Consider the following 23,317-nt stretch of genomic DNA (forward strand, 5'->3'; position numbering starts at 1 on the left):
ATCCATGTCTGCATCCTATCCCGCGCTTCGCCTTCGTCGCACCCGTGCGAGCGACTGGAGCCGCCGGCTCCACGCCGAAACCGTCCTGACGCCGGCCGATCTGATCTGGCCGCTGTTCGTGGTCGAGGGGCAGGGGGTGGAGCAGCCGATCGCCAGCCTGCCCGGCGTGTCGCGCTGGTCGGTCGATGGCATCGTCGCGCGCGCGAAGGAGGCGAGGGACCTCGGCATACCATGCGTCGCGCTCTTCCCCTATACGCCCGCGCACCTCAAGACCGAGGACGGGCGCGAGGCGCTCAACCCCGACAATCTGATGTGCCAGGCCACCCGCGCGATCAAGGATGCGGTGCCCGAGGTCGGCGTGCTGACCGACGTCGCGCTCGATCCCTATACCAGCCACGGCCATGACGGGCTGGTCGATGCGGCGGGCTATGTCGTCAACGACAGCACGGCCGACCTGCTGGTGCAGCAGGCGGTCAACCAGATGCGCGCCGGTGCCGACATCATCGCGCCATCCGACATGATGGACGGCCGTATCGGCATGATCCGTGCGGCGCTGGAGGGCGAGGGCGCCCACAACGTCCAGATCATGAGCTATGCCGCGAAATATGCGAGCGGCTTCTACGGCCCGTTCCGCGACGCGGTCGGCAGCCGCGGCCTGCTGAAGGGCGACAAGAAGACCTACCAGATGGATCACGCCAACGCCGAGGAAGCGCTGCGCGAGGTTGCGCTGGACCTTGCCGAGGGCGCCGACACGGTGATGGTGAAGCCGGGCCTGCCCTATCTCGACATCATCGTTCGCGTGAAGCAGCGCTTCGAGGTGCCGGTCTTCGCCTATCAGGTGTCGGGCGAATATGCGATGATCGAGGCGTCGGTGGCCGTCGGAGCGGGCGATCGCGACGCGCTGGTGCTGGAAACGCTGATGGCCTTCAAGCGCGCCGGCTGTTCGGGCGTCCTGACCTATCATGCGGCGCACGCCGCGCGGTTGCTCGGCGCATGATCGAAACCGAGCGGCTGATCCTGCGGGGGTGGCGCGAGGAGGATCGCGGGCTGCTTCGCCGGCTGGGCACCGATCCTGATACGATGCGCTATCTCGGACCTTTGCGCACGGAGGAAGAGGATGATGCGGCACTGGCGCGCTATCAGGCGGATCTGACAGCGTATGGGACCTGCGCATGGCTCGTCGAGCGCCGGTCGGATGGGGCGCCTTTGGGTGTATGCGGCGCGAAACCCGGCCGGCCCGGCATGCTGACTGAAGGGGAACTGGAATTGGGCTGGCGGTTTGCCCCGGAGCATCGCGGCCAAGGCTATGCCCTTGAGGCTGCGCGTGCGAGCCTGGCTCATGTTTGGGCCGTGACCGACGCTGAACGGGTGGTGGCGATCACCGTCCGTGCCAACGTGCCCAGCTGGACGCTGATGGAACGGTTAGGCATGACCTACGTCGAGGGTGGTGATTTCGATCATCCCTTCGTCCCCAACGATAGCCCGCTGAAACGGCACATCCTTTATCGCATCGATCGTCCGGCGTGACCGACGATACGATGGCTTGCGCAGATGACATTGCCGGGTCGTTGGGGCGACCCCAACGGCACGGCGCCTGAATGGCCGAATTTCGGATTCTGACCGACCGACTGATCTTGCGCGAATGGCGGACCGACGATGCCGTAGCCGTCCACGCGATCGGGCGTGACGAACGGGTGATGGCGCACATGGGTCCGCTGATGACCGAGCAGGACGCGCAGGCGCTGGTCGCTGGCCAGATGGTGAACCAGCGCCTGTTCGGCCACTGCTTCTGGGCGGTCGAGTGCCGGTCGGATGGCGCGATCGTCGGTGTGTGCGGGCTCAATCCGGGACCCGCCGACACCCCGCTAGCCGGTGCACTCGAGATTGCGGGATGGCTCGCATTCGAAGCGTGGGGCAAGGGCTATGCCTGCGAAGCGGCGTCGGCGTGCCTCGACTGGGCGTGGCGGCAGCCCGGCGTCGCGGCGGTCGCGGCGATGACGGCCCGCGCGAATGATCGCAGCCAGCGACTCATGGCGCGGCTGGGGATGAGCCGGGCGACCGGCGATGACTTCGACCTGCCCAGTCTCGGGGCATCCGATCCGCTTCGCCGACAGATCGTATACCGTATCGCGCGGCCCGACCGATGACGGCAACATCCGCCGGCCGGCCCGGCCGCACCCTTTTCGTCGCGACGATCCTCACGGGATCGTTCCTGCTGTTCCTCGTTCAACCGATGGTGGCGCGTATGGCGTTGCCGCGGCTGGGCGGGGCGCCGGCGGTGTGGAATTCGGCGATGCTCGTCTACCAGACGCTGCTGCTCGCCGGCTATGCCTATGCCCATGCGCTGGGGCGCATCCGGCCGATGGCGCAGGCGGCGGTGCATCTTGGCGTGCTGCTCGTCGCGGGGGCGTGGCTGCCGATCGGGCTGGCGCTGGGGGCGGGGCCTGCCGGTGTGTCGCTGGCGGTCTGGGTGCCGTGGCTGCTCGGCGCGTCGATCGGGCCGCTGTTCTTCGCCGTTTCCGCCCAGGCGCCGCTGGTGCAACGCTGGTTCAGCATGGCGAGCCGGGGGGGCGATCCCTATGCGCTGTACGCCGCCTCGAACCTCGGCAGCTTCGCCGGCCTGATCGCCTATCCGCTCATCGTCGAGCCGCTGCTGACGCTGCGCACGCAAAGCCTCGTCTGGAGCGCGGGCTACGTCCTGCTGATCGCGCTCGTCGTCGGCTGTGCCTGGCATCTGCCGCGTGGGGAGGGCAAGGCCGCGGCGCGCCCGACCAGCGAACCCGCGACCCGCCGTCGTATCGCCCACTGGATCGCGCTCTCGCTGGTGCCCTCGGGGCTGATGCTCGCGACCTCGACCTATATCACCACCGATATCGTCGCGATGCCGCTGCTCTGGGTGCTGCCGCTCGGCCTGTATCTGCTGAGCTTCTCCGTCGCCTTCGCCACCGACCGGTTCCTCGCCGACCTGCTGACGCGGATCGCGCCGATCACCATCTTGCTGTTCGGCGGCGTAATGGTCGGCGGCTTCAACGAATCGCCGTTGGTCAATCTCGCCATCGCGCTGACCTTGCTGTTCATGGCCTCGGTCGCGCTGCACACGCAGCTCTATCGCCTGCGCCCCGCGCCCGATCGTCTGACCGGCTTCTACCTCGCCATGGCGGTGGGCGGTGCATTGGGCGGCGTGTTCGCGGCGCTGATCGCGCCGGTCGTGTTCGACTGGACATACGAATATCCGATCCTGATTTTCGCCGCCGGGCTGCTGGTGCCGCAATTGTACCTGACGCGCGCTGTCCGGTCGCTGTGGACCACGCCGCGGCGTCGCCTTTTGGCCTATGCGGTCGTCACCGTCCTGCTCGCGGTGTTGGCCGGCCTGACCTTCCGGGGCCCGAGTGATCTGTTCGGTGATGGCCATCAGGGCCTGACCTTCATCGTCATCGCGCTGATCGGCGTGATCGCGATCGGGGCGCGTCCGGCCTATGCGCTCACCCTCGCCGTCGCGCTGGTGATCTTCGGCGGCTGGCGTGCGGTCGAACTGTCGCTGGAACAGGGTGCGCGCACCCGCAGCTATTTCGGCGTCTACACCGTCCGTGATCGTCCCGGCGTGCGCGAGCTCGATCATGGCACGACCGTCCACGGCATTCAGTTCATCGGCAACCCGATCCTCGAACGCCTGCCGACCACCTATTATGCGCCGCCCTCCGGCATCGGCCGGGCGATGAGCGCGCTCGATCCGCTGTACGGACCGCGCGCGCGCGTCGGTGTCGTCGGGCTCGGGACGGGTACGCTCGCCTGCTACGCGCAGCCCGGCCAGCGCTGGCGCTTCTATGAGATCGATCCCGTCGTCGTGCATATCGCGCGCGACACCGGCCAGTTCACCTATTTGCGCAACTGCCTGCCCAACCCCACGATCCGCATCGGCGACGCGCGCCTCAGTCTCGAGCAGGACGCACCCGACAGCCTCGATCTGCTCGCGCTCGACGCCTTTTCCTCGGATGCGATCCCCGCGCATCTGATGACGCGCGAAGCGTTCCGCGCCTACGCCCGCGTGCTCCAGCCCAAGGGGCTGCTGCTCGTCCACATCTCGAATCGATTCCTCGATCTCGAACCCGTCGTCGCGGCACTGGCGCGGGACGGGGGCTGGCATGCGGCGAAGCTCTTCTATCAGCCGCCCCGCTACACGGCGATCGCCTCGGCGAGCCAGTGGATCGCACTGTCTCGCGACCCCGCGACGCTTGCGGCTCTCGCGAAACGGGGCGGCCAGTGGCGACCGCTGACGCCGCGCGCCGGCCTCACCCCATGGACCGACGATTATTCGACGATCCTGCCGCTGTTGAAATGGGGGCCTTAGGCGGCGGGTAGCGACGCCTGGATGCGGTCGATCGTCGCGGCCTGCTTGGCGGCCTCCGCCGCAATGCGCTCCCGCACCGCGCCGAGCGCGGGATAGGCCGGCTCAAGCTTGGCCGCGCGATCGGCGGCGATCACGTCGATATCGCTCAACAGCGACGACGTCTGCGCCCGCCAGTCGTCGAGCTGCGCGAGCGCGGTCTGCGCATCCAGCCACGCATCGCTACCGACGGCCTTGCCCTTGGCCTTCGCCGCGGCGGCATCCGCCTTGGCGGCGTCGCCGGCAAAGCCCTTGGCTAAGCGGTCGAGCTTTACGCCGAACTCGGCGATCTTCGCATCCAGCGCCGGATCCGGCTTCGCCTCGACCACCGGCACCTCGGGCTCCGCAAAGCCCAACTTCTCCACCGCCCGCGGCGCCAGTGAGGGATAGCGGGTCGTGTCGCGCGAACAGGCCGACAGCGAGGCGAGGGCGACGGCGAGCGACAGAACGACTTTCATGGGGCTCGGCTGTAGGGGGTGCAAGAAAATGGCGCAACGCACTTGCGCGTTTCGAAGCGTCTGCTATCAGCGCGCCTCCAATGCGCGCCCGTAGCTCAGCTGGATAGAGCATCAGACTACGAATCTGAGGGTCGGACGTTCGAATCGTTCCGGGCGCGCCAGGATTTCCCCCGCTCACATCACTGATGTGGCGGGGGTTATCGTTTGTGGCGCAGCGAAACGCGCTTTAGGGCGGCCGGCATGATCCGCCGTATCCTCAGCTTCGTCGAACCGTTCATCCTCATGCTGCTCGGCACCGTCGTGCTTGCCAGCGTGCTGCCCGCGCGCGGCGAATGGGCGCGTGTGGCGGGCATCGTCGCGGATGCGGGGATCGTGCTGCTGTTCTTCCTGCACGGCGCCAAGCTGTCGCGCGAGGCGATCTGGCAGGGCGCGCGCAACTGGCGGCTGCACCTCGCCGTCCTCGCGACGACCTTCGCGGTGTTCCCGCTCCTGGGGCTGGCATTCGGGCATCTGCCCGGCCTCGCCGCACCGGTCGCGGCGGGCATGGTGTTCCTGACGCTGCTGCCCTCGACCGTGCAATCCTCGATCGCCTTCACCGCCATTGCGCGCGGCAATGTCGCCGCGGCCGTGTGCAGCGCGTCCTTTTCCAACCTGATCGGCATCGTGCTGACGCCCGCGCTGGTCGCGCTGACCATGAGCGGCGTCGGCGGACAGGCGGGGATCAGCCTCGCCGCTGTCGAATCGATCGTGCTGCAATTACTGGTGCCGTTCGTCGCCGGTCATCTGCTGCGCCCGTGGATCGGCGGCTTCATCGGACGGCATAAGGGACTGGTCGGCATCGTCGATCGCGGCTCGATCCTGCTCGTCGTCTACACCGCCTTCGGTGCCGCGGTGGTCGAGGGGCTGTGGCACCGCGTTTCTGCGGCCGACCTCGCCCTGATCGCCGCGGCCTGCGTCGCGTTGCTTGCGATCGTCCTGGTCCTCACCTGGCTCGCCGGCCGCGCGCTGGGCTTCACGCGCGAAGACCAGATCGTGCTGCTGTTCTGCGGTTCGAAGAAGAGTCTCGCGTCGGGCGTGCCGATGGCGGGCGTATTGTTCCCGGCGGCGCAGGTCGGCGCGGTGCTGCTGCCCGTGATGCTGTTCCATCAGATCCAGCTGATCGCTTGCGCGATCATCGCCCGCCGCTATGCCAATGCGGCAAGCCTCGCCGAGGCCGAAGCCGTCTCAGCGTAGCGCGGCAACCGCCGCCAGTACCTGATCGGCGAGTTCGGGCCGGCAGATCAGCAGGTCGGGCAGCAGCGGGTTCTCGCAATTATAGACCAGCGGGCTGCCGTCGATCCGCGAGGCGTGCAGCCCCGCCGCCAGCGCCACCGCGGCGGGCGCGCAATTGTCCCACTCATATTGCCCGCCGTCGTGCAGGTAGATGTCGGCGCGTCCATCGACCACCGCCATCGCCTTGACGCCCGCCGATCCCATGCCCACCCGCGTCGTCGCCAGCGCCACGCCGACGCGCTCGACCATGTCGGTCGCCCGCGTGCGGCTCACCACCATCCGCGGCGGCGCGCCGCAGACGATCGCGCGCGAGCATGCCTCGGCGGTCGTATAGACGCGCCCCGTCGCCGGCACCGCCACCGCGCCCACCGCCGGCCGGCCAGCGACCGCCAGGCCGATATGCACCGCCCAATCGTCCAGCCCCTCGGCATAGTCGCGCGTGCCGTCCAGCGGATCGACGATCCACACCCGCTCCGCCGCACACCGCGCCCGATCGTCCAGCGATTCTTCGGACAGAATGAAATCGTCCGGTCGCGCCGCTCGCAGCCGATCGAGGATCAGCGCATTCGCCTCCGCATCGCCGGCATCGCCCAGCGCCTTGCCGCTCGCACCGCCGCGCGCGCGGATGGCGAGCAGCAGCGCGCCCGCCTCTTGCGCAACGCTGCGGGCGAGGTCGACGTCGGACACGGCGGGCAAGGTCACAATTCGAAGCTCCACACGCCCAGCACATGCTCGACGATCCGTTCGGCGGCATCCTCGGCGCTCTCGCGCGTCGTGTCGATACGAATATCTGGAGCGTCCGGCGCCTCGTAGGGGCTCGAGATGCCGGTGAAATGGGCGATCTCGCCGCGCCGCGCCTTGGCGTACAGGCCCTTCACGTCGCGCGCCTCCGCCTCCGCCAGCGGCGTATCGACGAAAATTTCGACAAACTCGCCCGGCGGCAGCATCCCGCGCACCATCTGCCGCTCGGCACGGAACGGCGAGATGAAGGCGGTCAGCACGATCAGGCCCGCATCGGTCATCAGCTTGGCGACCTCGCCGACACGGCGGATATTCTCGATCCGGTCGGCGTCGCTGAAGCCCAGGTCGCGGTTCAGGCCATGCCGCACATTGTCGCCATCGAGCAGGAAGCTGTGCCGCCCCAGCGCATGCAGCTTCTTTTCGACCAGATTGGCGATGGTCGACTTGCCCGATCCCGACAGGCCGGTGAACCACAACAGCCGCGGCGACTGCCCCTTCTGCCGCGCATGCGCCTCTCGCGTGATATCCACCGACTGCCAATGCACGTTCTGCGCCCGGCGGAGCGCATGGTGGATCAGCCCGGCCGCGACCGTCGCATTGGTTTCGCGATCGATCAGGATGAAGCCGCCGAGCGTCGCGCTCTGCGCATAGGGCTCGAACACGATGCCCTCGTCGGTGAACACCTCGGCGACGCCGATGTCGTTGAGCGCCAGTGTCTTCGCAGACAGATGCGCCTGCGTATTGACGTCGACGACATATCCCGGCGCCTGGACGCTCGCGCCCACCGTTCGCGGGCCGATCTTCAGCCAATAGCCGCGGCCCGGCACCAGCGCCGTGTCGGACAGCCAGACGATCGTCGCCTCGAACTGATTGGCGGCTTCGGGTGGCGCGTCGGCAGCCGCGATCACGTCGCCGCGCGAACAATCCACCTCGTCGGCCAGCACCACAGTCACCGCTTCGCCGGCCTGTGCCGCCTCACGGTCGCCATCGAACGTCACGATCCGCGCGACCTGCGTCGTCTTGCCCGAGGGGACGATCCGCACCGCATCGCCCACCGCGACGCGACCGCCGGCGATCGTCCCGGCAAAGCCACGGAAGTCGAGGTCAGGCCGGTTGACCCATTGCACCGGCAGCCGGAACGGACCCGCCGCGGCGCGATCGCTGTCGACGGGAATCGCCTCCAGGTGTGGCAGCAGCGCCGGGCCGCGATACCACGGCATGGCATCCGACCGGGTCGTGATATTGGCGCCGGTCAGGCCCGACAGCGGAATGGCGGTGAACGCGTCGATCCCGATCCCGCGTGCGAAGTCGGCATAGTCCGCCACGATCGCGTCGAACGTCGCCTGATCGTGGCCGACCAGATCCATCTTGTTCACCGCGAGCACGATCTGGCGGATGCCGATCAGGTGCGCCAGGAACGAATGCCGCCGCGTCTGCGTCAGCACGCCCTTGCGCGCATCGATCAGGATCACCGCGCAATCGGCGGTCGATGCGCCCGTCACCATGTTGCGCGTATATTGTTCGTGCCCCGGCGTATCGGCGACGATGAACTTGCGCTTCTCGGTCGCGAAGAAGCGGTAGGCGACGTCGATCGTAATGCCCTGCTCGCGCTCGGCGGCAAGCCCGTCGACCAAGAGCGCGAAGTCGATATTCTGCCCCTGCGTACCGACGCGTTTGCTGTCTGCCTCCAGCTGGCTCAGCTGATCCTCGAAGATCGTCTTCGAATCGTACAGCAGTCGCCCGATCAGCGTCGACTTGCCGTCATCCACCGACCCGCAGGTGATGAAGCGCAGCATCGACTTGGTCTGATGCGTGTCGAGATAGGCATGGATATCCGCCGCGATCAGCGCATCCGGTGTGTAAGCGGTCATGCGAACACATCCTCCCTCGCGCAGCGGGGGAGGGGGACCGCCCGCCAAAGGCGGGTGGTGGAGGGGGCCTCGCCGCACACGCGCGCCTCGCCGTATCCTCCCCCTCCGTCACGGCTCCGCCGCGCCACCTCCCCCTGGCGGGGGAGGACCGGAGAGAGTGCGAGCATCGGAAATATCCTGTCTGTAGACATGGTCACGCCGCAAAATCCTCCCTCGCGTCAGCGGGGGAGGGGGACCGCCGCAAAGCGGTGGTGGAGGGGGCGTTTCCGCCTACGCCGAAGCCGCCGCTGTCCTCCCCCTCTGTCCGCTTCGCTGCCACCTTCCCCTCGCGGGGGAGGAATGTCGTGACGGCAGCCATCAGAAATACCCCTCGCGCTTCTTCTTCTCCATGCTCGCGGCCTGATCGTGGTCGATCGCGCGGCCCTGGCGTTCGCTGGTCGTGGTCAGCAGCATTTCCTGAATCACCTGCGGCAGCGTCGCCGCCTCGCTCTCCACCGCCCCGGTCAGCGGATAGCAGCCCAAGGTGCGGAAGCGGATCGAGCGTTCGACCGGCACTTCGCCGGGCGCCAGGCGAAAGCGATCGTCGTCCACCATCAGCAGCATGCCGTCACGCTCCACCGTCGGGCGTGGCGCGGCGAAATAGAGCGGTACGATCTCGATCCCCTCGCGCAGGATATATTGCCAGATGTCGAGCTCGGTCCAGTTGGACAGCGGGAAGACGCGGATGCTCTCGCCGCGATGGATGCGGGCATTGTACAAATTCCACAGCTCGGGCCGCTGCGCCTTGGGATCCCAGCCCTGGCTCGCCGAGCGGAAGGAAAAGATGCGCTCCTTCGCGCGCGACTTTTCCTCGTCGCGCCGCGCCCCGCCGAAGGCGGCGTCATAGCCGCCCGCCTTCAGCGCCTGCTTCAGCCCTTCGGTCTTCCACAGATCGGTATGCCGGCTGCCATGGTCGAATGGGTTGATCCCCGCGGCCTCCGCCTCCGGGTTCTTGTGCACGATCAGCTCCATCCCCGCATCCGCGGCCGCCTTGTCGCGCAGCGCGTACATCGCGCGGAACTTCCACGTCGTATCGACATGCAGCAGCGGGAAGGGCGGTCGCGCCGGAAAGAACGCCTTCTTGGCCAGGTGCAGCATCACCGCCGAATCCTTGCCGACCGAGTACAGCATCACCGGCCGCTCCGCCTCGGCGACGACCTCTCGCATGATGTGGATGCTCTCGGCTTCCAGCCGCTGCAAATGGGTAAGCCCGCTCATGGGGCTTTCAGATAAGCCCCCGTTCGCGCGATGCGACCAACTTATCCTTGGGGCGCCCCTATTCCGGCTGGCCCCATTCCTCGCGCCGCCGCTCGACCGAATCGATCAGCACTCCGCCGACCATGAACACCGCGATCGGGCAGCAGCAGAACAGCATCCACCCCTGCCAGCCGGGATATTGCTGCAGGTAATGCATGCCGCGCTCCACCGCCCCCATGGCGAGGCCATAGATGATGACGAACGCCTCGAATTTGGTCTTGATGGTGAAGAGGCGTCTGATGCGGGTCCACATGCCAAAAGGTTAAGCAAGCCGCGCGCCAATGGCGGATTTCCGTCGGTCGCGGGTTAAGAGCCGTGGTTAACCGTCAAGTAACCCGACAGGTCGAGCGCCTCCAGCAGCCGTTCGTGCGCGCTTTCGACGTCTCGGACCAGCGCCGCATCCCCCAGCGCGGCCGGATCGATCGCCTCCGGCCACCAGCGCCGCACCACCGCTTCGATCGCATCCAGCTTTGCCGCATCGACCAGGAAGTGCGGATCGACCGTCGCCGGGTCGGCGACCACGCGCAATCGCAGGCATGCCGGCCCGCCGCCGTTCGCCATCGACTGCGTGACGTCGACCGTCTCGACCCGACGGATCGGCCCGTTGCCGGCCTGATGCCGCTCCAGCCAGCCCCAGACCGCGGCATTGGCGCGCGCCTCCATCGGCACGACCAGCGTCGGCCCGTCCGCCGTCGTGACGAGCTGGGCGTTGAACAGATAGGAAGCGATGGCATCGGCCAGGCTCACCTCGCTGGCCGGCACCTCGACGATCTCCACCTCGGGCAGCAGGCGGCGCAGGTCGGCGTAAAAGCCGTCCTTGTCGGCAAAGGCGAGTTCGTGCGCGAACAGCACGCGTTCGTTGGCGACCGCGACGACGTCGTTGTGGAACGCGCCCGCCGTCACCGCCTCGGCGGACTGTTGCACGAACAGCGTCCGCTCGCGCGACAGCCCGTGTGCGCGCGCGATCGTCTCGCTGGCCGTCGGATGCTGGCGCGCGGGGAAGGGGCCGCCGGGCAGCGTGTAAACGAACACCTCGACGCCCGGCGCGTCCTGGCTCGCGCACAGTCGCATATGGTTGGCCGCGCCCTCGTCGCCGAACGGCGCGGGCACGGGTCCATGCACCGCAAAGGCGTCGTGCGCGAAGGCGGTGCGCAGTTGCGCCAGCGTCTCGGGCCATTCATGGCTGCGATGCGGCATCGTCATCAAATTGGCGACCGACAGATGGCAGCGTCCATCCGCCGTATCCGGCGCAGGCGAGACGGTCGCGGCATTGGCTGCCCACATCGCCGACGCCGACATCGCCTGCGCCTGCAACAGGGCAGATGCGCCCGCATAATCGGTCGACAGGCTCGCGAGCCAGCGATGGTCCGGCCGGCGATGCGGCAGCAGCACGCCCTGGCGAAGGCCCAGCGCCAGATTGCGCCGCATCTTGTCGAGGCCCTGCAAGGCCGCCGCGCGCGGCTGCGACACCTGACCCGCATGCGCGGTCGCGGCGAGATTGCCTGCCGACAGGCCGGCGTAATTGTGGCTCGGCCCGACGATCCCGTCGAAGTTGATTTCGGTCAGCATGCTCACCACCGCGATGCGAACAGGACGCGATCGTCGGGCTGCACGCCCAGCACCTTGGCGCAGTCGGACGACAGCACCACGCCATCGCCAACCATGCGGACATGCCCGAAGGCGCAGCGGAAGTCCTGCAGCCGGCCCGTGGCGACCAGCGCCTCGTCCCCGCCATCGTCGTCGATCGCGATCACCGGGCAGTCGCGTGCGCTCTCGATCGTGCGCACCCGGTCGGTCCGCGCCGTCATCGTCGGTCCGCCATCGAAGATGTCGATGTAGTTTTCATAATGAAAACCCTCATTCTCCAGCATGCGCATCGCCGCCCGGCCGCTCGGATGCGGCAGGCCGATCACCGCGCGCGCCGCTTCGGAGAGCATCGCGGTGTAGATCGGATGCTTGGGCATCAGGTCGGCGATGAACTGGTGGCCGTGCGTCGCATTGAACTGGTCGGCGTCCTGGAAATTCATGCCGAAGAAGCGACCTGCCAGACCGTCCCAGAACGGGGATCCACCCGCCTCGTCGATGATGCCGCGCAATTCGGCGAGGATACGATCGGCGAAGCGTGCCCGGTGCGCGCGGATGAACAGATAGCGGCTGCGCGCCAGCAATAGGCCCAGCCCGCCCGCGCGCTCCCCCGGATGCAGGAACAGCCCACCGACCTCGCACGCGCCCTCCAGATCGGTGGTCAGCGCCAGCATTTCCGCGCGAAACGTGCGCTCCAGCTCCTTGCTGTGCTGCGTCAGCGTGCCCAGACGATAGCTGTAGAAGGGGTGTTTCTGCCCCACCTGCGTGAACAACTGACAGGTGCCGCGCACCTCGCCCGTCTCGCCATTCTCCAGCATCAGCACGAACAGCTCGTCGGTGATCGCCCCCTTGTCGCGCGCGAACGCCTCGTCGCTGCGGTCCAGCTTCGTGCGCAGCGCCTTGCGGTCTGGCGGCAGGTTGGTGAACCCCCCGCCGGTCAGCTTCGCCATTTCATACAGATGCTGCAAGTCGTCGGCGCGTGCGGCCCGAATGCGAAAGGTCATGGCCGTCCCCGCTGTACGATGCGACTGATGGTGAGCGCCGACAGTGCCGCGCGCTCGGCGAGGCTGTCGACGATCATGAATTCGTCCGCCGAATGGATCGCGCCGCCGCGCACGCCCATCGTGTCGACCACGGGTACGCCGGCCGCGGCTATGTTGTTGCCGTCGCACACGCCCCCGGTCGCGCGCCAACCGATGCTGAGGCCCAGATCCGCGCCGGCGTCCGCGACACAGGCGAACAGGCGTTCGGCACCGGCGTCGATCGGCTTGGGCGGGCGATTGAAGCGGCCATGCACCTCGATCCGTACGTCATGCGCTGCGGCGACGGCGGCGACGCTGTCGTCGATCGCCGCCTGCGCCCGTGCGATCGCATCCGCGGCGGCGGGGCGGAAGTTGACGCGCAGGATGGCGAGGTCCGGCACCACGTTGTTCGGTCCGCCGCCATCGATCCGCGCCGGGTTGACCGACAGGCCCGGCCCACCGGCCTCCGCCAGCCGTACCGCCAGCGCGGCGGCGGCGACGATCGCATTGCGCCCCTCTTCGGGGTTGCGCCCCGCATGCGCACTCCGCCCGCGGATCACGATGGAAAAATTGCCCGTGCCACCACGCGCGCCCGCCAGCGTCCCGTCGGCGAGCGCCGGCTCGTAGGTCAGCGCTGCAACCGCCCCCCGTGCCGCCCTCGCGAGCAACCCTGCGGACGAGAGCGAGCCCGTCTCCTCGTCCGAATTGATGACGACGTCATAGCCGAAGCCATCGGCGCCCTGCGCCTCCACAGCGGTCAGCGCGGCGAGCATCACGGCAAGCCCGCCCTTCATATCCGCCGTGCCCGGCCCGTTGATCGTGCCGTCGTCGCGGTGGGTCAGCGTCTGGAACGGATGGTCGACGGGATAGACCGTATCCATATGCCCGGTGAAGAGCATACGGACGGGTGCCTCGGGCCGGACCCGCAGGTGCAGGTGGTGGCCATGTGCCAGCGCGGCGACCGAGCCGTCCGCCGCCACCGCCTCGACCGGCTCCGGCTCGACCATCGCGATCTCGCCGGGCAGCACCGCAAAGGCATCGGCAAGCAGTGCGGCCATCTGCCCGACGCCGGCCAGGTTGCGCGTGCCGCTATTCACCGCCGCCCAGCGCTCGACCTGCGCCAGCATCGCCGCCTGATCGATCCGCTCGACCAAGGCGCGTTCGTCGTTCGACATACCTCTCATACCCGGGAGGCTAGTCGAATATGGTCTCCGATGAAACCAGGTTCAGAACGTATAGACCAGCGACGCCCGGCCGATCGTGTCGGTGTTCTTGGATTTCACCGGCGGTTCGCTTTCATATTGGACATTATACGAAAACGCCGCGGACAGCGGCCCGATCAGCTTCGCATTCAGCGCGCTGGTGCCGCTCAGCGTCGAATTGGCGCTCTGCACGTAGGCGGAGGCATTCTGCGTCACCGACAGCCCGGGCAGCACGCGCCAGTTGAACGCCAGCGTCCCGCGCGCGGCGATATTGCTCTGCCGGGTTTCGTCGGTGAAATGCGTTTGCCGGAACGCCGGGCCGAGCTCGACGTCGAGCCGCACCTTGGGGCTCTTGATCGCGCTATAGCCTGCACCCGCCGACGCCGAATAGCGGTTGTAATAGCCCAGGAACCGATCCGATTCATATTGCGCGGCGCCATAAGCATACAGGCGGTCGTTGATCTTGTAGTTCGGCTCGTAGCTCGCGAGGTAATGTTCGCGCGTCGTGATGTTAGCGTTTTCCTGATAATCCGCCTGCACGTGGAACTTGTGGCGCCATTGCAGCCCTTCGCGCGTCAGGTCGAGGATCGCCGACCCGCCCTTGCTGTCGGTATTGCCGGTAGTGATGTAACCGCCCAGTTCCGCCCGGCCACTCCACAGGTCGAATATGCTCGCCTGCCTGATCGTGGTCTGTCGCGCCTGCGCCCGATCGTTGCGCCACTTCTGCGCGATGGCGAGCACCGCATCGGCGCTCGCCGGATCGGCCAGCCGCGCATATTTGACCACCACCGACACGTCACCGTCGTTGCCGCTTTCGATCGCGGCATCCAGCATCGATCGGATCGCGGCGGGGATCGGCACCTTGGTGTCGTCCGGCTGACCGCCATCGGCGACCGGCGCATTGGCGATCAGCAGGGGAGCAAGGCACAGCGAGAGGAGCAAGGTAGCGCGCACATCCGGCGCTCTAGCCGTTCGTCGCGCGCCTGACACCCCCCAACGCAGGTCAGCGTGGGCCCGCTGCGGCGAGATGAGGCGCGAATGCGGCGAGCACGTCCTCGTACAGCGCGCGCTTAAACGGCACGATCATCGTCGGCAGGTCGGCGGGGTCGCTCCAGCGCCAGGCGCGAAACTCCTGATGCTCGGTCGCGATATCGATGTCGCCGTCCTCGCCCAGGAAGCGGAACAGGAACCAGCGCTGCCGCTGCCCGCGCCACTTGCCCTTCCACACCTTGCCGATCATGTCGGGCGGCAGATCGTACAGAAAGTCCCGCGGCGCTTCGACGATCAGCTCGACATGGTGGGGGGCGACGCCGGTTTCCTCGCCCAGTTCGCGCACCGCGGCGTCATAGGCCTCTTCGCCCGGATCGATCCCGCCCTGCGGCATCTGCCACGCCTCCAGCGTCGTATCGATCCGCTGCCCGACGAAGACCTTGCCCTCGCGGTTCAGCAGCATCACGCCGGCGCAGGGGCGATAGGGCAGGGTGCTGGGATCGGTCATCGTGCGGCCTCCTGTCCTGCGGCCTGCGCCATGACGCGCGCTGCCTCCGCCTCGACAATCACGTCCTTCAGCGCCGCGAGATAGCCGGCGACGTCGCCCTGGCTCGACGGGATCGCCTTGCGCAGCGTGATGAAGCCATGGACGGTCCCCACCGCCTCGCGGAACACCACGGGTATGCCGGCCTGCGCCAGTGCGGCGGCATAAGCGCGGCCCTGGTCGCGGATCGGGTCCAGGCTGGCAGTGACGATCACCGCCGGTGGCAGGCCCTCCAGTCGGCCGAGCAGCGGCGATCCGCGGCTATGCGCGATATCGGCCGCATAGGCATCGACGAACCACAGCATCGTATCGCGCGTCAGCAGATAGCCGTCGGCGAACTGGTCGAACGACGGATAGGGCCGCGACGAATCGGCTGCCGGATAGATCGGCGCCTGAACGATCACCGGCACCGCCGCCGGCCGGTCGCGCAGGTCCATCGCCGCGACGATCGTCAGCGTGCCACCCGCGCTGTCGCCGCACAGGATCAGCCCGGTGACGCTGCGGCCCAATTCCGCTGGGCTCTCCGCCACCCAGCGCGCCGCCGCCTCGCAATCGTCGGGTGCGGCGGGCCAGCGATGTTCGGGCGCCAGCCGATAGTCGACCGAGACGACCGGCACGTCGAGCACGCGCGCCATCTCGGCGCAAAAGCCCGCATGCGTGTCGATATTGCCGATCACGAAGCCGCCACCATGGTAGAAGACCAGCGCCGGCCCCGGCTGGCGGGTCTCGCGCGCGTCGAACAGCCGCGCCGGGATGGTGCCGCCGGGTCCGGGGATCGACAGGTCGCGGATCACCGCCAGTTCGCCCACCGGCAGATCGGCGACGTCCTTCATCGCCGTGAACACCTGCCGGGCCGCCTCAGGCGTCATCTGGTGGGTGCGTGGCCCCGGCATCGCGTTCAGATAGTCCAGGAATCCGCGCACGTCCGGCCGGACGTAGGGAGTAGGGTCGGCGGGAGTAGGGTCGGCGGTCGCTTCGGTCATTCGGCTCTCTCCGGCGGGCACCGCTTGGGGCGGCGCTCGATCGCTCCTACCTAGGCAGCGTGATCGCCGTCGTCCATCATCCCGCCTATGTCGCGCCCGCACCGGCGCGCTCCACCTACCGCTGGAACAAGAACGGCCTGATCCGCGACCTGCTGCGCGAGGCGGGCGATCGCGTGACGTGGCACGAACCCGAAGCGATGCCCCGCCACTGGCTGGAGGCGGTCCACGATCCCGAATATGTCGCCGAGGTGCTGGAAGCGCGCGTCCCCGCGCCCAAGGCCCGACGCATCGGCTTCCCGATCACCCCCGAAGTCGCGGCGCGTGCAGCGGCGGTGCCCGGCGGCACCTGGCTCGCCGCGCAGCTTGCGCTCCGCCTTGGCTTTGCCGCCAATACCGCGGGCGGCAGCCACCATGCGCTCGCCGATACAGGTGCCGGCTATTGCGTGTTCAACGATCTCGCGCTCGCCGCGGTGCGGCTGATCGACGAGGGCACGGTCGATCGCCTCGTCGTGGTCGACTGCGACGTGCATCAAGGCGACGGCACCGCGGCCTTGCTCGCCGGGCGACCAGGGATCGCCACCTATTCGATCCATGCCGAAAAGAATTTCCCCGCCCGAAAGGCGCGCTCGACGCTCGACGTGCCGCTCGCCGATGGCGTGGACGACGCCGACTATCTTGCGACGCTGGAGGCGACGCTCGCGCCCTTCCTTGCCGAGCACCGGCCGCAGCTGATCCTGTACCAGGCAGGCGTCGATCCGTTCGTCGGCGACCGGCTCGGGCGCCTGTCGCTCAGCCTCGATGGGCTGGTCGCGCGCGAACGGCTGATCGCCCAGCTTGCGGGCGACGTGCCGCTCGCGAGCACCGTCGGTGGCGGCTATGGCGACGACGCGATGGAGATCGCCCGCCGCCACGTGACCGCGATCCTGACGCTGGGCGAGGCGATGGCGCGCGACGCCGCGATCGCCTGACCCCCTTTCCACTGCGGCCAAGCTGCGGCATGAGCGCGCCCGACATGCCCGGGGACACATTTCAGCAACGCCTTTTCGCGCCCGCATTTCACCGCTTTCTCGACCGGATCGACACCGGGCTGGTGCGCGGTGGGATCGAGGCGCGGCTGCCCGATGGCACGCATCGGTTGCTCGGCGGGCGCAAGCCGGGGCCGGTGCCGCTTGTCACCATTCACCGCTGGCGCGCGCTCGTGCGCCTCGCCACGGGCGGTTCGGTGGGCTGGTATGAAGCCTGGGCGGATGGCGACTGGTCCAGCCCTGATCCGGTGCCGCTGTTCGATCTGTTCATGCGCAACCGCGTGCCGCTCGCCAATGTCGCGCGCGCCGGGGGTATCCCGAAGCTGCTGCTACGCGGCTGGCACGCGCTACGGCGCAACGACCGCAAGGGCTCGCGCCGCAATATCGCCGACCATTACGACCTCGGCAACGATTTCTACCGCGAATGGCTCGACCCCAGCCTCACCTATTCCAGCGGCATCTACGGTTCGGGCGATACGCTGGAGCAGGCCCAGCGCCGCAAGCTCACGGCGATCCTCGACCGCACCGGCACCGCGCCCGGCGACACCATTCTAGAAATCGGCTGCGGCTGGGGATCGTTCGCGGCTACGGCATCGGCGGCAGGCCGCCGTGTCCATGGCCTCACCCTCTCGACCGAGCAGAAGGCGGAGGTGGATGCCCGCGCGCTTCCCGGCGTCACCGTCTCGCTCACTGACTATCGCGACGTCACCGGCACCTATGACGCGGTCGCCAGCATCGAGATGGTCGAGGCGGTGGGCCAGGCTTATTGGCCCGCCTATTGCGACACGCTCGCCCGCGTCCTGAAACCCGGCGGGCGCGCCGCGATCCAATATATCAGCATCGCCGACGACGTGTTCGAACGCTACGCCTCCAGCGTCGATTTCATCCAGCGCTACGTCTTCCCCGGTGGCATGCTGCTGTCCGACAGCCGCTTCCGCGCCTTGTGCGAAGCGCGCGGCCTCGCCTGGACCGATCACCACGCCTTCGGCCTCGATTATGCGCAGACGTTGCGCCACTGGCGCGAACGGTTCGACAATGCCGACAAGGCGGGCCGCCTGCCCGAACGGCTCGATGCCCGCTTCCGCGACCTGTGGCGCTATTACCTGATGTATTGCGAAGGCGGCTTCCGCGGCGGCGGCATCGACGTCGCGCAGGTCACGCTGGTCAAGCAGAACTAGGCCGCGCGAATTAAAGTCCTCCCCCGCCAGGGGGAGGTGGCATGCCGCAGGCATGACGGAGGGGGAGGTCAGGGTATCGCCCTGTCACGAAAAACCTGCTGTCCGCCCTCCGTCACCGCCTCCGCCCCCTGTCAGTGGAGGAATAATGCGCTGTCCAGACTGTCGATCAGCCCGACCCAAAGCTCGGGCCAACCCTCAGGCGTCTTCCACCTCGCGCGCCACGGGCGGATGCAGCCGCAGGCGATGGATACGCCGTTCGTCCGAATCGAGCACCTCGAACTTCCAGCCCGACGGGTGATCCACGCACTCGCCGACGTGCGGCACATGCCCCGCCAGCACTGCCGCAAGGCCGCCCAGCGTATCGACGTCGCTCTCGGCTTCGCCCAAGCGAGGGTCGATCAATTCGGCCGCATCCTCCAGCTCGGCGCGGGCATCCGCGTCCCACGCGCCGCCGTCGATCGGCACGAGCAGCGCGCTCGGGGCCTCGTCATGCTCGTCTTCGATCTCGCCGACGATCTCCTCGATCAGATCCTCGATCGTCACCAGGCCTTCGGTGCCCGAATATTCGTCGAGCACGATGGCGAGGTGGACATGCCGCTGGCGCATGTCGGCGAGCAGGTCCAGCGCGCCGCGGCTCATCGGCACGTACAGCGGCTCGCGGATCAGTCCGGCGATGCTCGTCGGATGGTCGGCGCCGGTCGCCAGGATGTTAAAGACATCCTTGATGTGGACCATGCCGATGATCGTATCCAGTTGCCCGCGATAGACCGGCAGGCGGCTGTGCCCCGCCTCCGCGAAGATTTGCACCAGATGCGCGAAGGTCGTATTTTCCTCGACCGCGATGATGTCCGCACGCGGCACGCCGACATCGCCCGCGTCGCGCTCGCCGAAATGCAGCAGGTTGCGCACCATCTGCCGTTCCAGCGGCGTTAGGTCGCCCTTGGCGTCGGGGCCGGGATCGTCCTCATGCCGGTCGATCGCCTCTTCCAGCTGGTCGCGGAGCGATTCCTCCTGGCCGCCGCCGAAGATCAGCGTGCGCAGCCCGCGCCAGATACTCGATTCGTTGGAGTCGCCGTAACCGGCGCTACTTCGGTCCTCTGCCATGGCAGTCTGTGTCAGTCCTCACGCACGAGATAAGGGTCCGCGATGCCGAGCGTGGCCAGAGCCTGACGCTCGATCTCCTCCATCGCCTCGGCCTCGTCGTCCCCCATGTGATCATAGCCTAGCAGATGCAGCGTGCCATGTACCAGCAGGTGCGTGGCATGTTCCTGCACGCTAACGCCCTTTTCGGCCGCCTCGCGTTCGCATACGCCATGCGCAAGCACGATATCGCCCAGCAACAGCTCGCCATCGTCGCTATTCTGGCTGACCGTATCGATCAGATCCGGCTGCACCATCGGAAACGACAGGACGTTGGTCGGCTTGTCCTTCTGCCGATACTGACGGTTGAGCGCGTGGACTTCGTCGTCAGAAGTCAGGCGGACGCTGATCTCGACGGTCGCGGGCGTGGTGAGCAATTCGCCATGCGGCGTCCGCTCGATCGCCGCGCGCGCGGCCCGGACGGCAAGCGCGTCCCAATCGGTGGCGTCGGGCCAGGGCGTCTCATGGGCGAGTTCGATGTGGATCATGCAAGGTCCGTCTTCGAGAAATCGTCGCCCTTATACAGCAGGCGGGCGTCATTGGTCTTGGCACAGGCATAAGCGAAACAATCGCCCATGTTGAGACGGGCGGGATGGCGTGAGCCTTTGCCGTAACGCGCCGCCGCACGGATCGCTTCATCACGTTCCGGCTCGCCGATCGACACGACGCGCAAGCTGGCCTCATAGGCAAAACCGCTCACAGCTTCCGCTGCTTCGTGCAGGCTCACCTCCCGCAGACGGGCGATGGCGTGGGCCGCTTCCCACGCGCCGACCGCACAATACAAGCGGTCGTTATGCGCCTCGATCGCATCTGCGAAATCGTCGGCCTCGGGTTCGCCATAGACGATCGCGACGATCGCCGAGGCGTCGACGAAGATGGTCAATCGTCGTCCTCGTCGTTGAGCGAATCGTAGAACGCCTTGTCCGCAACGAGGCCGGTCGGGCGACCCAGCGGATGTGCCTCGCGCCAGGCTTTCATGCGCTCGCGCAGCGGCACGCCAGGGGACCGACGCTCCTGCTCCAGCTCACGCTTTCGATGAAGCAAGGCATCGTGGACCGCTGCCGTCTTGCTCGTGCCGAGCAGCTCGGCAACTTCGCGGGCCAGATCGGCAGTGTCCGCATTCTTGATATAGAGCGACGCCATCGTCACCTCCGGTATATCCCGCCACGGTGGCGAGGATATACGCGTCCGTCAAGCGGCCCCCTCATACGCCTCGACAATCCGCCCGACAATCGGATGGCGGACGACGTCGGCACTGCTGAAGCGGGTCATCGAGATACCCTCGACGCCCTCTAGCCGCATCGTCGCATCGGCCAGGCCGCTCGCCGCGACGCCGCCGGGCAGGTCGGTCTGGTTGGGATCGCCGCAGATCACCATCCGGCTGTTCTGGCCGAAGCGGGTCAGGAACATCTTCATCTGCGCGGGTGTCGTATTCTGCGCCTCGTCGAGGATGACGAAGGCATCGGCCAGCGTGCGGCCGCGCATGAAGGCGATCGGCGCGATCTCGATCTCGCCGCTCGCGATTCGCCGCTCGACCTGTTCGGCAGGCAGACAATCGTGCAGCGCATCGTAGAGCGGTCGCAGATACGGATCGACCTTGTCCTTCATGTCGCCGGGCAGGAAGCCTAGCTTCTCGCCCGCCTCGACCGCGGGGCGCGACAGGATCAGCCGCTGGACGCTGCCGGTGATCAGCTGCGACACCGCCTGCGCAACCGCGATATAGGTCTTGCCCGTACCCGCCGGCCCGAGCGCGAAGATCATGTCGTGCGTGCTCAATTCGCGCATGTAATGCGCCTGCGCCGGGGTGCGCGGCACGATCGTCTTCTTGCGCGTGCGGATCATGATCGAAGGGATCGCGGTGCGTTCGGTGCTGACGATGCCGTCGAGCGTCGGTTCGGCCGCCATCGCGATCGACGCATCGACCAGACCCGTGTCGATTTCCTCGCCGCGCTGGATGCGCTGGTACAGGTCCTGCAACACGTCGCGCGCCAGCGCGACATTCTCGGCGGCGCCCTCCAGCCCGACGCGGTTGCCGCGTGCGGTGATGTAGACGCCCAGCCGGTTTTCGAGCGCCACCAGATTTTGGTCATATTGGCCGAACAGCGTGGCGAGCAGCTGCGGCTTGTCGAACAACACCTCCGCCCGGCTGCGTTCACCGGAGCGGGCGGGGACGGGCTTGCGACTCATGCAATCCTTTCGTGCCGAAATGGCATGCACCGAATGTGGGATGCCCGCGCACGAAAGGGAAGCGGCAAACGTGCCGATCTACGCGGCCTGCTTAACCCGCACCGCGCCCGCCATCGAGACCGGGCCGGCGGACAGCAGGTCGACCGTCACGATGTCGCCGATCGCCGCGTCGGTCATCATATGCACCGATTGCAGCCAGGGCGACTTGCCGAGCATCTGCCCGGGCAGCTTGGCCTTGCGCTCGATGAGCACGTCGCACGTCCGGCCGACGCTGGCCTGGTTGAACGCCTGCTGGTCGCGGCCCAGCGCGGCTTGCAGGCGCTGCAGCCGTTCGTCCATCACTTCGGGCGGCACGGCGCCGGCCATGTCGGCGGCCGGCGTGCCGGGGCGGGGGCTGTATTTGAACGAATAGGCCTGCGCGTAGCCGACCGCATCGACCAGCGCGAGCGTCTCGGCGAACTCCGCTTCCGTCTCGCCGGGAAAGCCGACGATGAAATCGCCCGACAGCGCGATATCAGGGCGCACGGCGCGCACGCGGTCGAGCAGGCGCAGGTAGCTGTCGGAATCGTGGCTCCGGTTCATCGCCTTCAGCACGCGGTCGCTGCCCGCCTGCACCGGCAGGTGCAGGAACGGCATCAGGCTTTCGACGTCGCCGTGCGCATCGATCAGGCCCTGCGCCATGTCGTTGGGATGGCTGGTCGTATAGCGGATCCGGGCGAGGCCGGGGATGCGGTCGAGCACGCGGATTAGGTCGTGCAGGCCCCGCCCGTCATCGTCCCAGGCGTTGACGTTCTGGCCCAGTAGGGTGATCTCGCGCGCACCCGCATCCACCAGCGCCTTCGCCTCGTCGACGATCGCCGCGAACGAACGGCTCACCTCGGCACCGCGCGTATAGGGCACGACGCAATAGGTGCAGAATTTGTCGCAGCCTTCCTGCACCGTCAGGAACGCTGACGGCCCGACACGGCGCCGCGCGGGCAGGGCGCCGAATTTCGACAGCAGCGGCATGTCGGTATCTAGCCCGGGTGCGCCGCTCGCCGCCTGCGCAACGAGGCCCGGGAGGTTGTGATACGCATGCGGTCCCACCACGACATCGACGTTCGCGCGGCGGACGATCTCTTCGCCTTCCGCCTGCGCGACGCAGCCGGCGACGGCGATCATCGGCGCGGCCCGCTCAGCGAGGCGCGCGTCCTTGCGCAGTCGACCGATGTCCGAATAGACCTTCTCGGTCGCCTTTTCGCGGATATGGCAGGTGTTGAGCACGACCAGGTCGGCGTCCGCCGCGTCGGCAGCGGCGGTCATGCCTTCCGCGGTCATCAGTTCGGCCATGCGCTCGCCGTCATAGACGTTCATCTGGCAACCGAACGACTTGACGTGGAAGGTCTTGGGCGCAGGCTTGGGGCTGTCGGCGGGGGTCATGGCCGCGGGCCATACAGGAAT

The 23,317-nt window shown here is 67.6% G+C and carries 24 protein-coding genes and 1 tRNA gene; 8 read left to right on the plus strand and 17 right to left on the minus strand.

Annotated elements, in window-relative coordinates; all coding sequences use genetic code 11:
• Positions 1–4 precede the first annotated feature (4 nt).
• The 4 genes from hemB to ACP7A3_RS00565 all read left to right on the plus strand — a co-directional run bounded on the left by hemB (position 5) and on the right by ACP7A3_RS00565 (position 4,348).
• Complete coding sequence (gene hemB, locus ACP7A3_RS00550; RefSeq protein WP_294314185.1) at positions 5–997, plus strand: porphobilinogen synthase; 993 nt, start codon at positions 5–7, stop codon at positions 995–997.
• Positions 994–1,527 carry a GNAT family N-acetyltransferase gene (locus tag ACP7A3_RS00555; protein WP_426254582.1) on the plus strand — a complete coding sequence of 178 codons (534 nt, stop codon included), beginning with the start codon at positions 994–996 and terminating at the stop codon, positions 1,525–1,527. The genes hemB and ACP7A3_RS00555 overlap by 4 nt, the downstream gene beginning before the upstream one ends.
• Positions 1,528–1,598: 71 nt before the next feature.
• Complete coding sequence (locus ACP7A3_RS00560; RefSeq protein ID WP_426254583.1) at positions 1,599–2,147, plus strand: GNAT family N-acetyltransferase; 549 nt, start codon at positions 1,599–1,601, stop codon at positions 2,145–2,147.
• The gene (locus tag ACP7A3_RS00565) at positions 2,144–4,348 is read left to right on the plus strand and encodes a fused MFS/spermidine synthase (RefSeq protein ID WP_426254584.1); all 2,205 of its coding nucleotides are present in this window, start codon (positions 2,144–2,146) and stop codon (positions 4,346–4,348) included. The genes ACP7A3_RS00560 and ACP7A3_RS00565 overlap by 4 nt, the downstream gene beginning before the upstream one ends.
• Here the strand turns inward: ACP7A3_RS00565 and ACP7A3_RS00570 are convergent.
• Positions 4,345–4,842, minus strand: a complete 498-nt coding sequence (locus ACP7A3_RS00570) for a hypothetical protein (protein WP_426254585.1) — start codon at positions 4,840–4,842, stop codon at positions 4,345–4,347. The two genes, ACP7A3_RS00565 and ACP7A3_RS00570, sit on opposite strands and share 4 nt — an antisense overlap.
• Positions 4,843–4,926: 84 nt before the next feature.
• Between ACP7A3_RS00570 and ACP7A3_RS00575 the strand changes: the two genes are divergently transcribed.
• Both ACP7A3_RS00575 and ACP7A3_RS00580 read left to right on the plus strand, forming a co-directional pair.
• Positions 4,927–5,003 (plus strand) — tRNA-Arg (locus ACP7A3_RS00575).
• Positions 5,004–5,082: 79 nt separating this feature from the next.
• Positions 5,083–6,075 carry a bile acid:sodium symporter family protein gene (locus tag ACP7A3_RS00580; protein ID WP_241891506.1) on the plus strand — a complete coding sequence of 331 codons (993 nt, stop codon included), beginning with the start codon at positions 5,083–5,085 and terminating at the stop codon, positions 6,073–6,075.
• Here the strand turns inward: ACP7A3_RS00580 and ACP7A3_RS00585 are convergent.
• From ACP7A3_RS00585 to ACP7A3_RS00630, 10 genes are all read right to left on the minus strand, one after another.
• Positions 6,067–6,816 (minus strand): 3'(2'),5'-bisphosphate nucleotidase CysQ, encoded by a 750-nt coding sequence (locus ACP7A3_RS00585; RefSeq protein ID WP_426254586.1) that lies wholly within the window; start codon positions 6,814–6,816, stop codon positions 6,067–6,069. The genes ACP7A3_RS00580 and ACP7A3_RS00585 overlap by 9 nt on opposite strands.
• Positions 6,813–8,726, minus strand: a complete 1,914-nt coding sequence (gene cysN / locus ACP7A3_RS00590) for a sulfate adenylyltransferase subunit CysN (protein ID WP_426254587.1) — start codon at positions 8,724–8,726, stop codon at positions 6,813–6,815. The genes ACP7A3_RS00585 and cysN overlap by 4 nt, the downstream gene beginning before the upstream one ends.
• 357 nt (positions 8,727–9,083) lie before the next feature.
• The gene (gene cysD, locus ACP7A3_RS00595; RefSeq protein ID WP_426254946.1) at positions 9,084–10,028 is read right to left on the minus strand and encodes a sulfate adenylyltransferase subunit CysD; all 945 of its coding nucleotides are present in this window, start codon (positions 10,026–10,028) and stop codon (positions 9,084–9,086) included.
• Between the two features lie 13 nt (positions 10,029–10,041).
• Positions 10,042–10,275 (minus strand): hypothetical protein, encoded by a 234-nt coding sequence (locus ACP7A3_RS00600; protein ID WP_063689472.1) that lies wholly within the window; start codon positions 10,273–10,275, stop codon positions 10,042–10,044.
• 53 nt (positions 10,276–10,328) lie between these two features.
• The gene (locus tag ACP7A3_RS00605; RefSeq protein ID WP_426254588.1) at positions 10,329–11,591 is read right to left on the minus strand and encodes an N-succinylarginine dihydrolase; all 1,263 of its coding nucleotides are present in this window, start codon (positions 11,589–11,591) and stop codon (positions 10,329–10,331) included.
• 2 nt (positions 11,592–11,593) lie between these two features.
• A complete protein-coding gene (locus tag ACP7A3_RS00610; protein WP_426254589.1) occupies positions 11,594–12,610 on the minus strand; it encodes an arginine N-succinyltransferase in 1,017 nt (338 codons plus the stop codon).
• Positions 12,607–13,803: a hydrolase gene (locus tag ACP7A3_RS00615; protein ID WP_426254590.1), complete on the minus strand. Its 1,197-nt coding sequence runs from the start codon at positions 13,801–13,803 to the stop codon at positions 12,607–12,609. The genes ACP7A3_RS00610 and ACP7A3_RS00615 overlap by 4 nt, the downstream gene beginning before the upstream one ends.
• A gap of 51 nt (positions 13,804–13,854) precedes the next feature.
• Positions 13,855–14,784, minus strand: a complete 930-nt coding sequence (locus ACP7A3_RS00620) for a DUF481 domain-containing protein (RefSeq protein WP_294314204.1) — start codon at positions 14,782–14,784, stop codon at positions 13,855–13,857.
• Positions 14,785–14,833: 49 nt separating this feature from the next.
• Positions 14,834–15,328 carry an RNA pyrophosphohydrolase gene (locus ACP7A3_RS00625; protein WP_426254591.1) on the minus strand — a complete coding sequence of 165 codons (495 nt, stop codon included), beginning with the start codon at positions 15,326–15,328 and terminating at the stop codon, positions 14,834–14,836.
• Positions 15,325–16,347, minus strand: a complete 1,023-nt coding sequence (locus tag ACP7A3_RS00630) for an alpha/beta hydrolase (protein ID WP_426254592.1) — start codon at positions 16,345–16,347, stop codon at positions 15,325–15,327. The genes ACP7A3_RS00625 and ACP7A3_RS00630 overlap by 4 nt, the downstream gene beginning before the upstream one ends.
• A gap of 59 nt (positions 16,348–16,406) precedes the next feature.
• Here ACP7A3_RS00630 and ACP7A3_RS00635 point away from each other — a divergent pair, with 59 nt between their 5' ends.
• Together ACP7A3_RS00635 and ACP7A3_RS00640 are read left to right on the plus strand one after the other, a co-directional pair.
• Positions 16,407–17,315 carry a histone deacetylase family protein gene (locus ACP7A3_RS00635; RefSeq protein WP_426254593.1) on the plus strand — a complete coding sequence of 303 codons (909 nt, stop codon included), beginning with the start codon at positions 16,407–16,409 and terminating at the stop codon, positions 17,313–17,315.
• A gap of 29 nt (positions 17,316–17,344) precedes the next feature.
• A complete protein-coding gene (locus tag ACP7A3_RS00640) occupies positions 17,345–18,550 on the plus strand; it encodes a class I SAM-dependent methyltransferase (protein ID WP_426254594.1) in 1,206 nt (401 codons plus the stop codon).
• A 195-nt stretch (positions 18,551–18,745) separates the two neighbouring features.
• Here the strand turns inward: ACP7A3_RS00640 and ACP7A3_RS00645 are convergent, their stop codons facing one another.
• From ACP7A3_RS00645 to miaB, 6 genes are all read right to left on the minus strand, one after another.
• Positions 18,746–19,654: a hemolysin family protein gene (locus ACP7A3_RS00645; RefSeq protein ID WP_063689446.1), complete on the minus strand. Its 909-nt coding sequence runs from the start codon at positions 19,652–19,654 to the stop codon at positions 18,746–18,748.
• An 11-nt stretch (positions 19,655–19,665) separates the two neighbouring features.
• Positions 19,666–20,178 (minus strand): rRNA maturation RNase YbeY, encoded by a 513-nt coding sequence (gene ybeY, locus ACP7A3_RS00650; protein ID WP_426254595.1) that lies wholly within the window; start codon positions 20,176–20,178, stop codon positions 19,666–19,668.
• Positions 20,175–20,573 (minus strand): type II toxin-antitoxin system VapC family toxin, encoded by a 399-nt coding sequence (locus ACP7A3_RS00655; protein ID WP_426254596.1) that lies wholly within the window; start codon positions 20,571–20,573, stop codon positions 20,175–20,177. Before ACP7A3_RS00655 ends, ybeY begins: the two co-directional genes overlap by 4 nt.
• On the minus strand, positions 20,570–20,833 hold the full coding sequence (locus ACP7A3_RS00660; RefSeq protein ID WP_043059260.1) for a type II toxin-antitoxin system VapB family antitoxin: 264 nt from the start codon (positions 20,831–20,833) through the stop codon (positions 20,570–20,572). Before ACP7A3_RS00660 ends, ACP7A3_RS00655 begins: the two co-directional genes overlap by 4 nt.
• Positions 20,834–20,881: 48 nt before the next feature.
• On the minus strand, positions 20,882–21,877 hold the full coding sequence (locus tag ACP7A3_RS00665) for a PhoH family protein (protein ID WP_426254597.1): 996 nt from the start codon (positions 21,875–21,877) through the stop codon (positions 20,882–20,884).
• A 78-nt stretch (positions 21,878–21,955) separates the two neighbouring features.
• Positions 21,956–23,296, minus strand: coding sequence for a tRNA (N6-isopentenyl adenosine(37)-C2)-methylthiotransferase MiaB (miaB, locus tag ACP7A3_RS00670; protein WP_426254598.1), 1,341 nt, complete (start codon positions 23,294–23,296; stop codon positions 21,956–21,958).
• Between the last annotated feature and the right edge of the window lie 21 nt (positions 23,297–23,317).

Source organism: Sphingomonas sp. DC5200-1, assembly GCF_049897245.1.
GTDB classification, from domain to species: Bacteria; Pseudomonadota; Alphaproteobacteria; order Sphingomonadales; family Sphingomonadaceae; genus Sphingomonas; species Sphingomonas aquatilis.

Bases quoted from the DNA above. Each gene is read 5' to 3' on its own strand.
- hemB (WP_294314185.1), top strand. From the start codon at position 5: ATGTCTGCATCCTATCCCGCGCTTCGCCTTCGTCGCACCCGTGCGAGC.
- ACP7A3_RS00565 (WP_426254584.1), top strand. From the start codon at position 2,144: ATGACGGCAACATCCGCCGGCCGGCCCGGCCGCACCCTTTTCGTCGCG.
- miaB (WP_426254598.1), bottom strand. From the start codon at position 23,296: ATGACCCCCGCCGACAGCCCCAAGCCTGCGCCCAAGACCTTCCACGTC.
- ACP7A3_RS00615 (WP_426254590.1), bottom strand. From the start codon at position 13,803: ATGTCGAACGACGAACGCGCCTTGGTCGAGCGGATCGATCAGGCGGCG.
- ACP7A3_RS00645 (WP_063689446.1), bottom strand. From the start codon at position 19,654: ATGGCAGAGGACCGAAGTAGCGCCGGTTACGGCGACTCCAACGAATCG.
- ybeY (WP_426254595.1), bottom strand. From the start codon at position 20,178: ATGATCCACATCGAACTCGCCCATGAGACGCCCTGGCCCGACGCCACC.
- ACP7A3_RS00625 (WP_426254591.1), bottom strand. From the start codon at position 15,328: ATGACCGATCCCAGCACCCTGCCCTATCGCCCCTGCGCCGGCGTGATG.
- ACP7A3_RS00665 (WP_426254597.1), bottom strand. From the start codon at position 21,877: ATGAGTCGCAAGCCCGTCCCCGCCCGCTCCGGTGAACGCAGCCGGGCG.
- ACP7A3_RS00610 (WP_426254589.1), bottom strand. From the start codon at position 12,610: ATGACCTTTCGCATTCGGGCCGCACGCGCCGACGACTTGCAGCATCTG.
- ACP7A3_RS00660 (WP_043059260.1), bottom strand. From the start codon at position 20,833: ATGGCGTCGCTCTATATCAAGAATGCGGACACTGCCGATCTGGCCCGC.
- ACP7A3_RS00555 (WP_426254582.1), top strand. From the start codon at position 994: ATGATCGAAACCGAGCGGCTGATCCTGCGGGGGTGGCGCGAGGAGGAT.
- ACP7A3_RS00600 (WP_063689472.1), bottom strand. From the start codon at position 10,275: ATGTGGACCCGCATCAGACGCCTCTTCACCATCAAGACCAAATTCGAG.
- ACP7A3_RS00570 (WP_426254585.1), bottom strand. From the start codon at position 4,842: ATGAAAGTCGTTCTGTCGCTCGCCGTCGCCCTCGCCTCGCTGTCGGCC.
- ACP7A3_RS00560 (WP_426254583.1), top strand. From the start codon at position 1,599: ATGGCCGAATTTCGGATTCTGACCGACCGACTGATCTTGCGCGAATGG.
- ACP7A3_RS00630 (WP_426254592.1), bottom strand. From the start codon at position 16,347: ATGACCGAAGCGACCGCCGACCCTACTCCCGCCGACCCTACTCCCTAC.
- ACP7A3_RS00640 (WP_426254594.1), top strand. From the start codon at position 17,345: ATGAGCGCGCCCGACATGCCCGGGGACACATTTCAGCAACGCCTTTTC.
- ACP7A3_RS00605 (WP_426254588.1), bottom strand. From the start codon at position 11,591: ATGCTGACCGAAATCAACTTCGACGGGATCGTCGGGCCGAGCCACAAT.
- cysN (WP_426254587.1), bottom strand. From the start codon at position 8,726: ATGACCGCTTACACACCGGATGCGCTGATCGCGGCGGATATCCATGCC.
- ACP7A3_RS00580 (WP_241891506.1), top strand. From the start codon at position 5,083: ATGATCCGCCGTATCCTCAGCTTCGTCGAACCGTTCATCCTCATGCTG.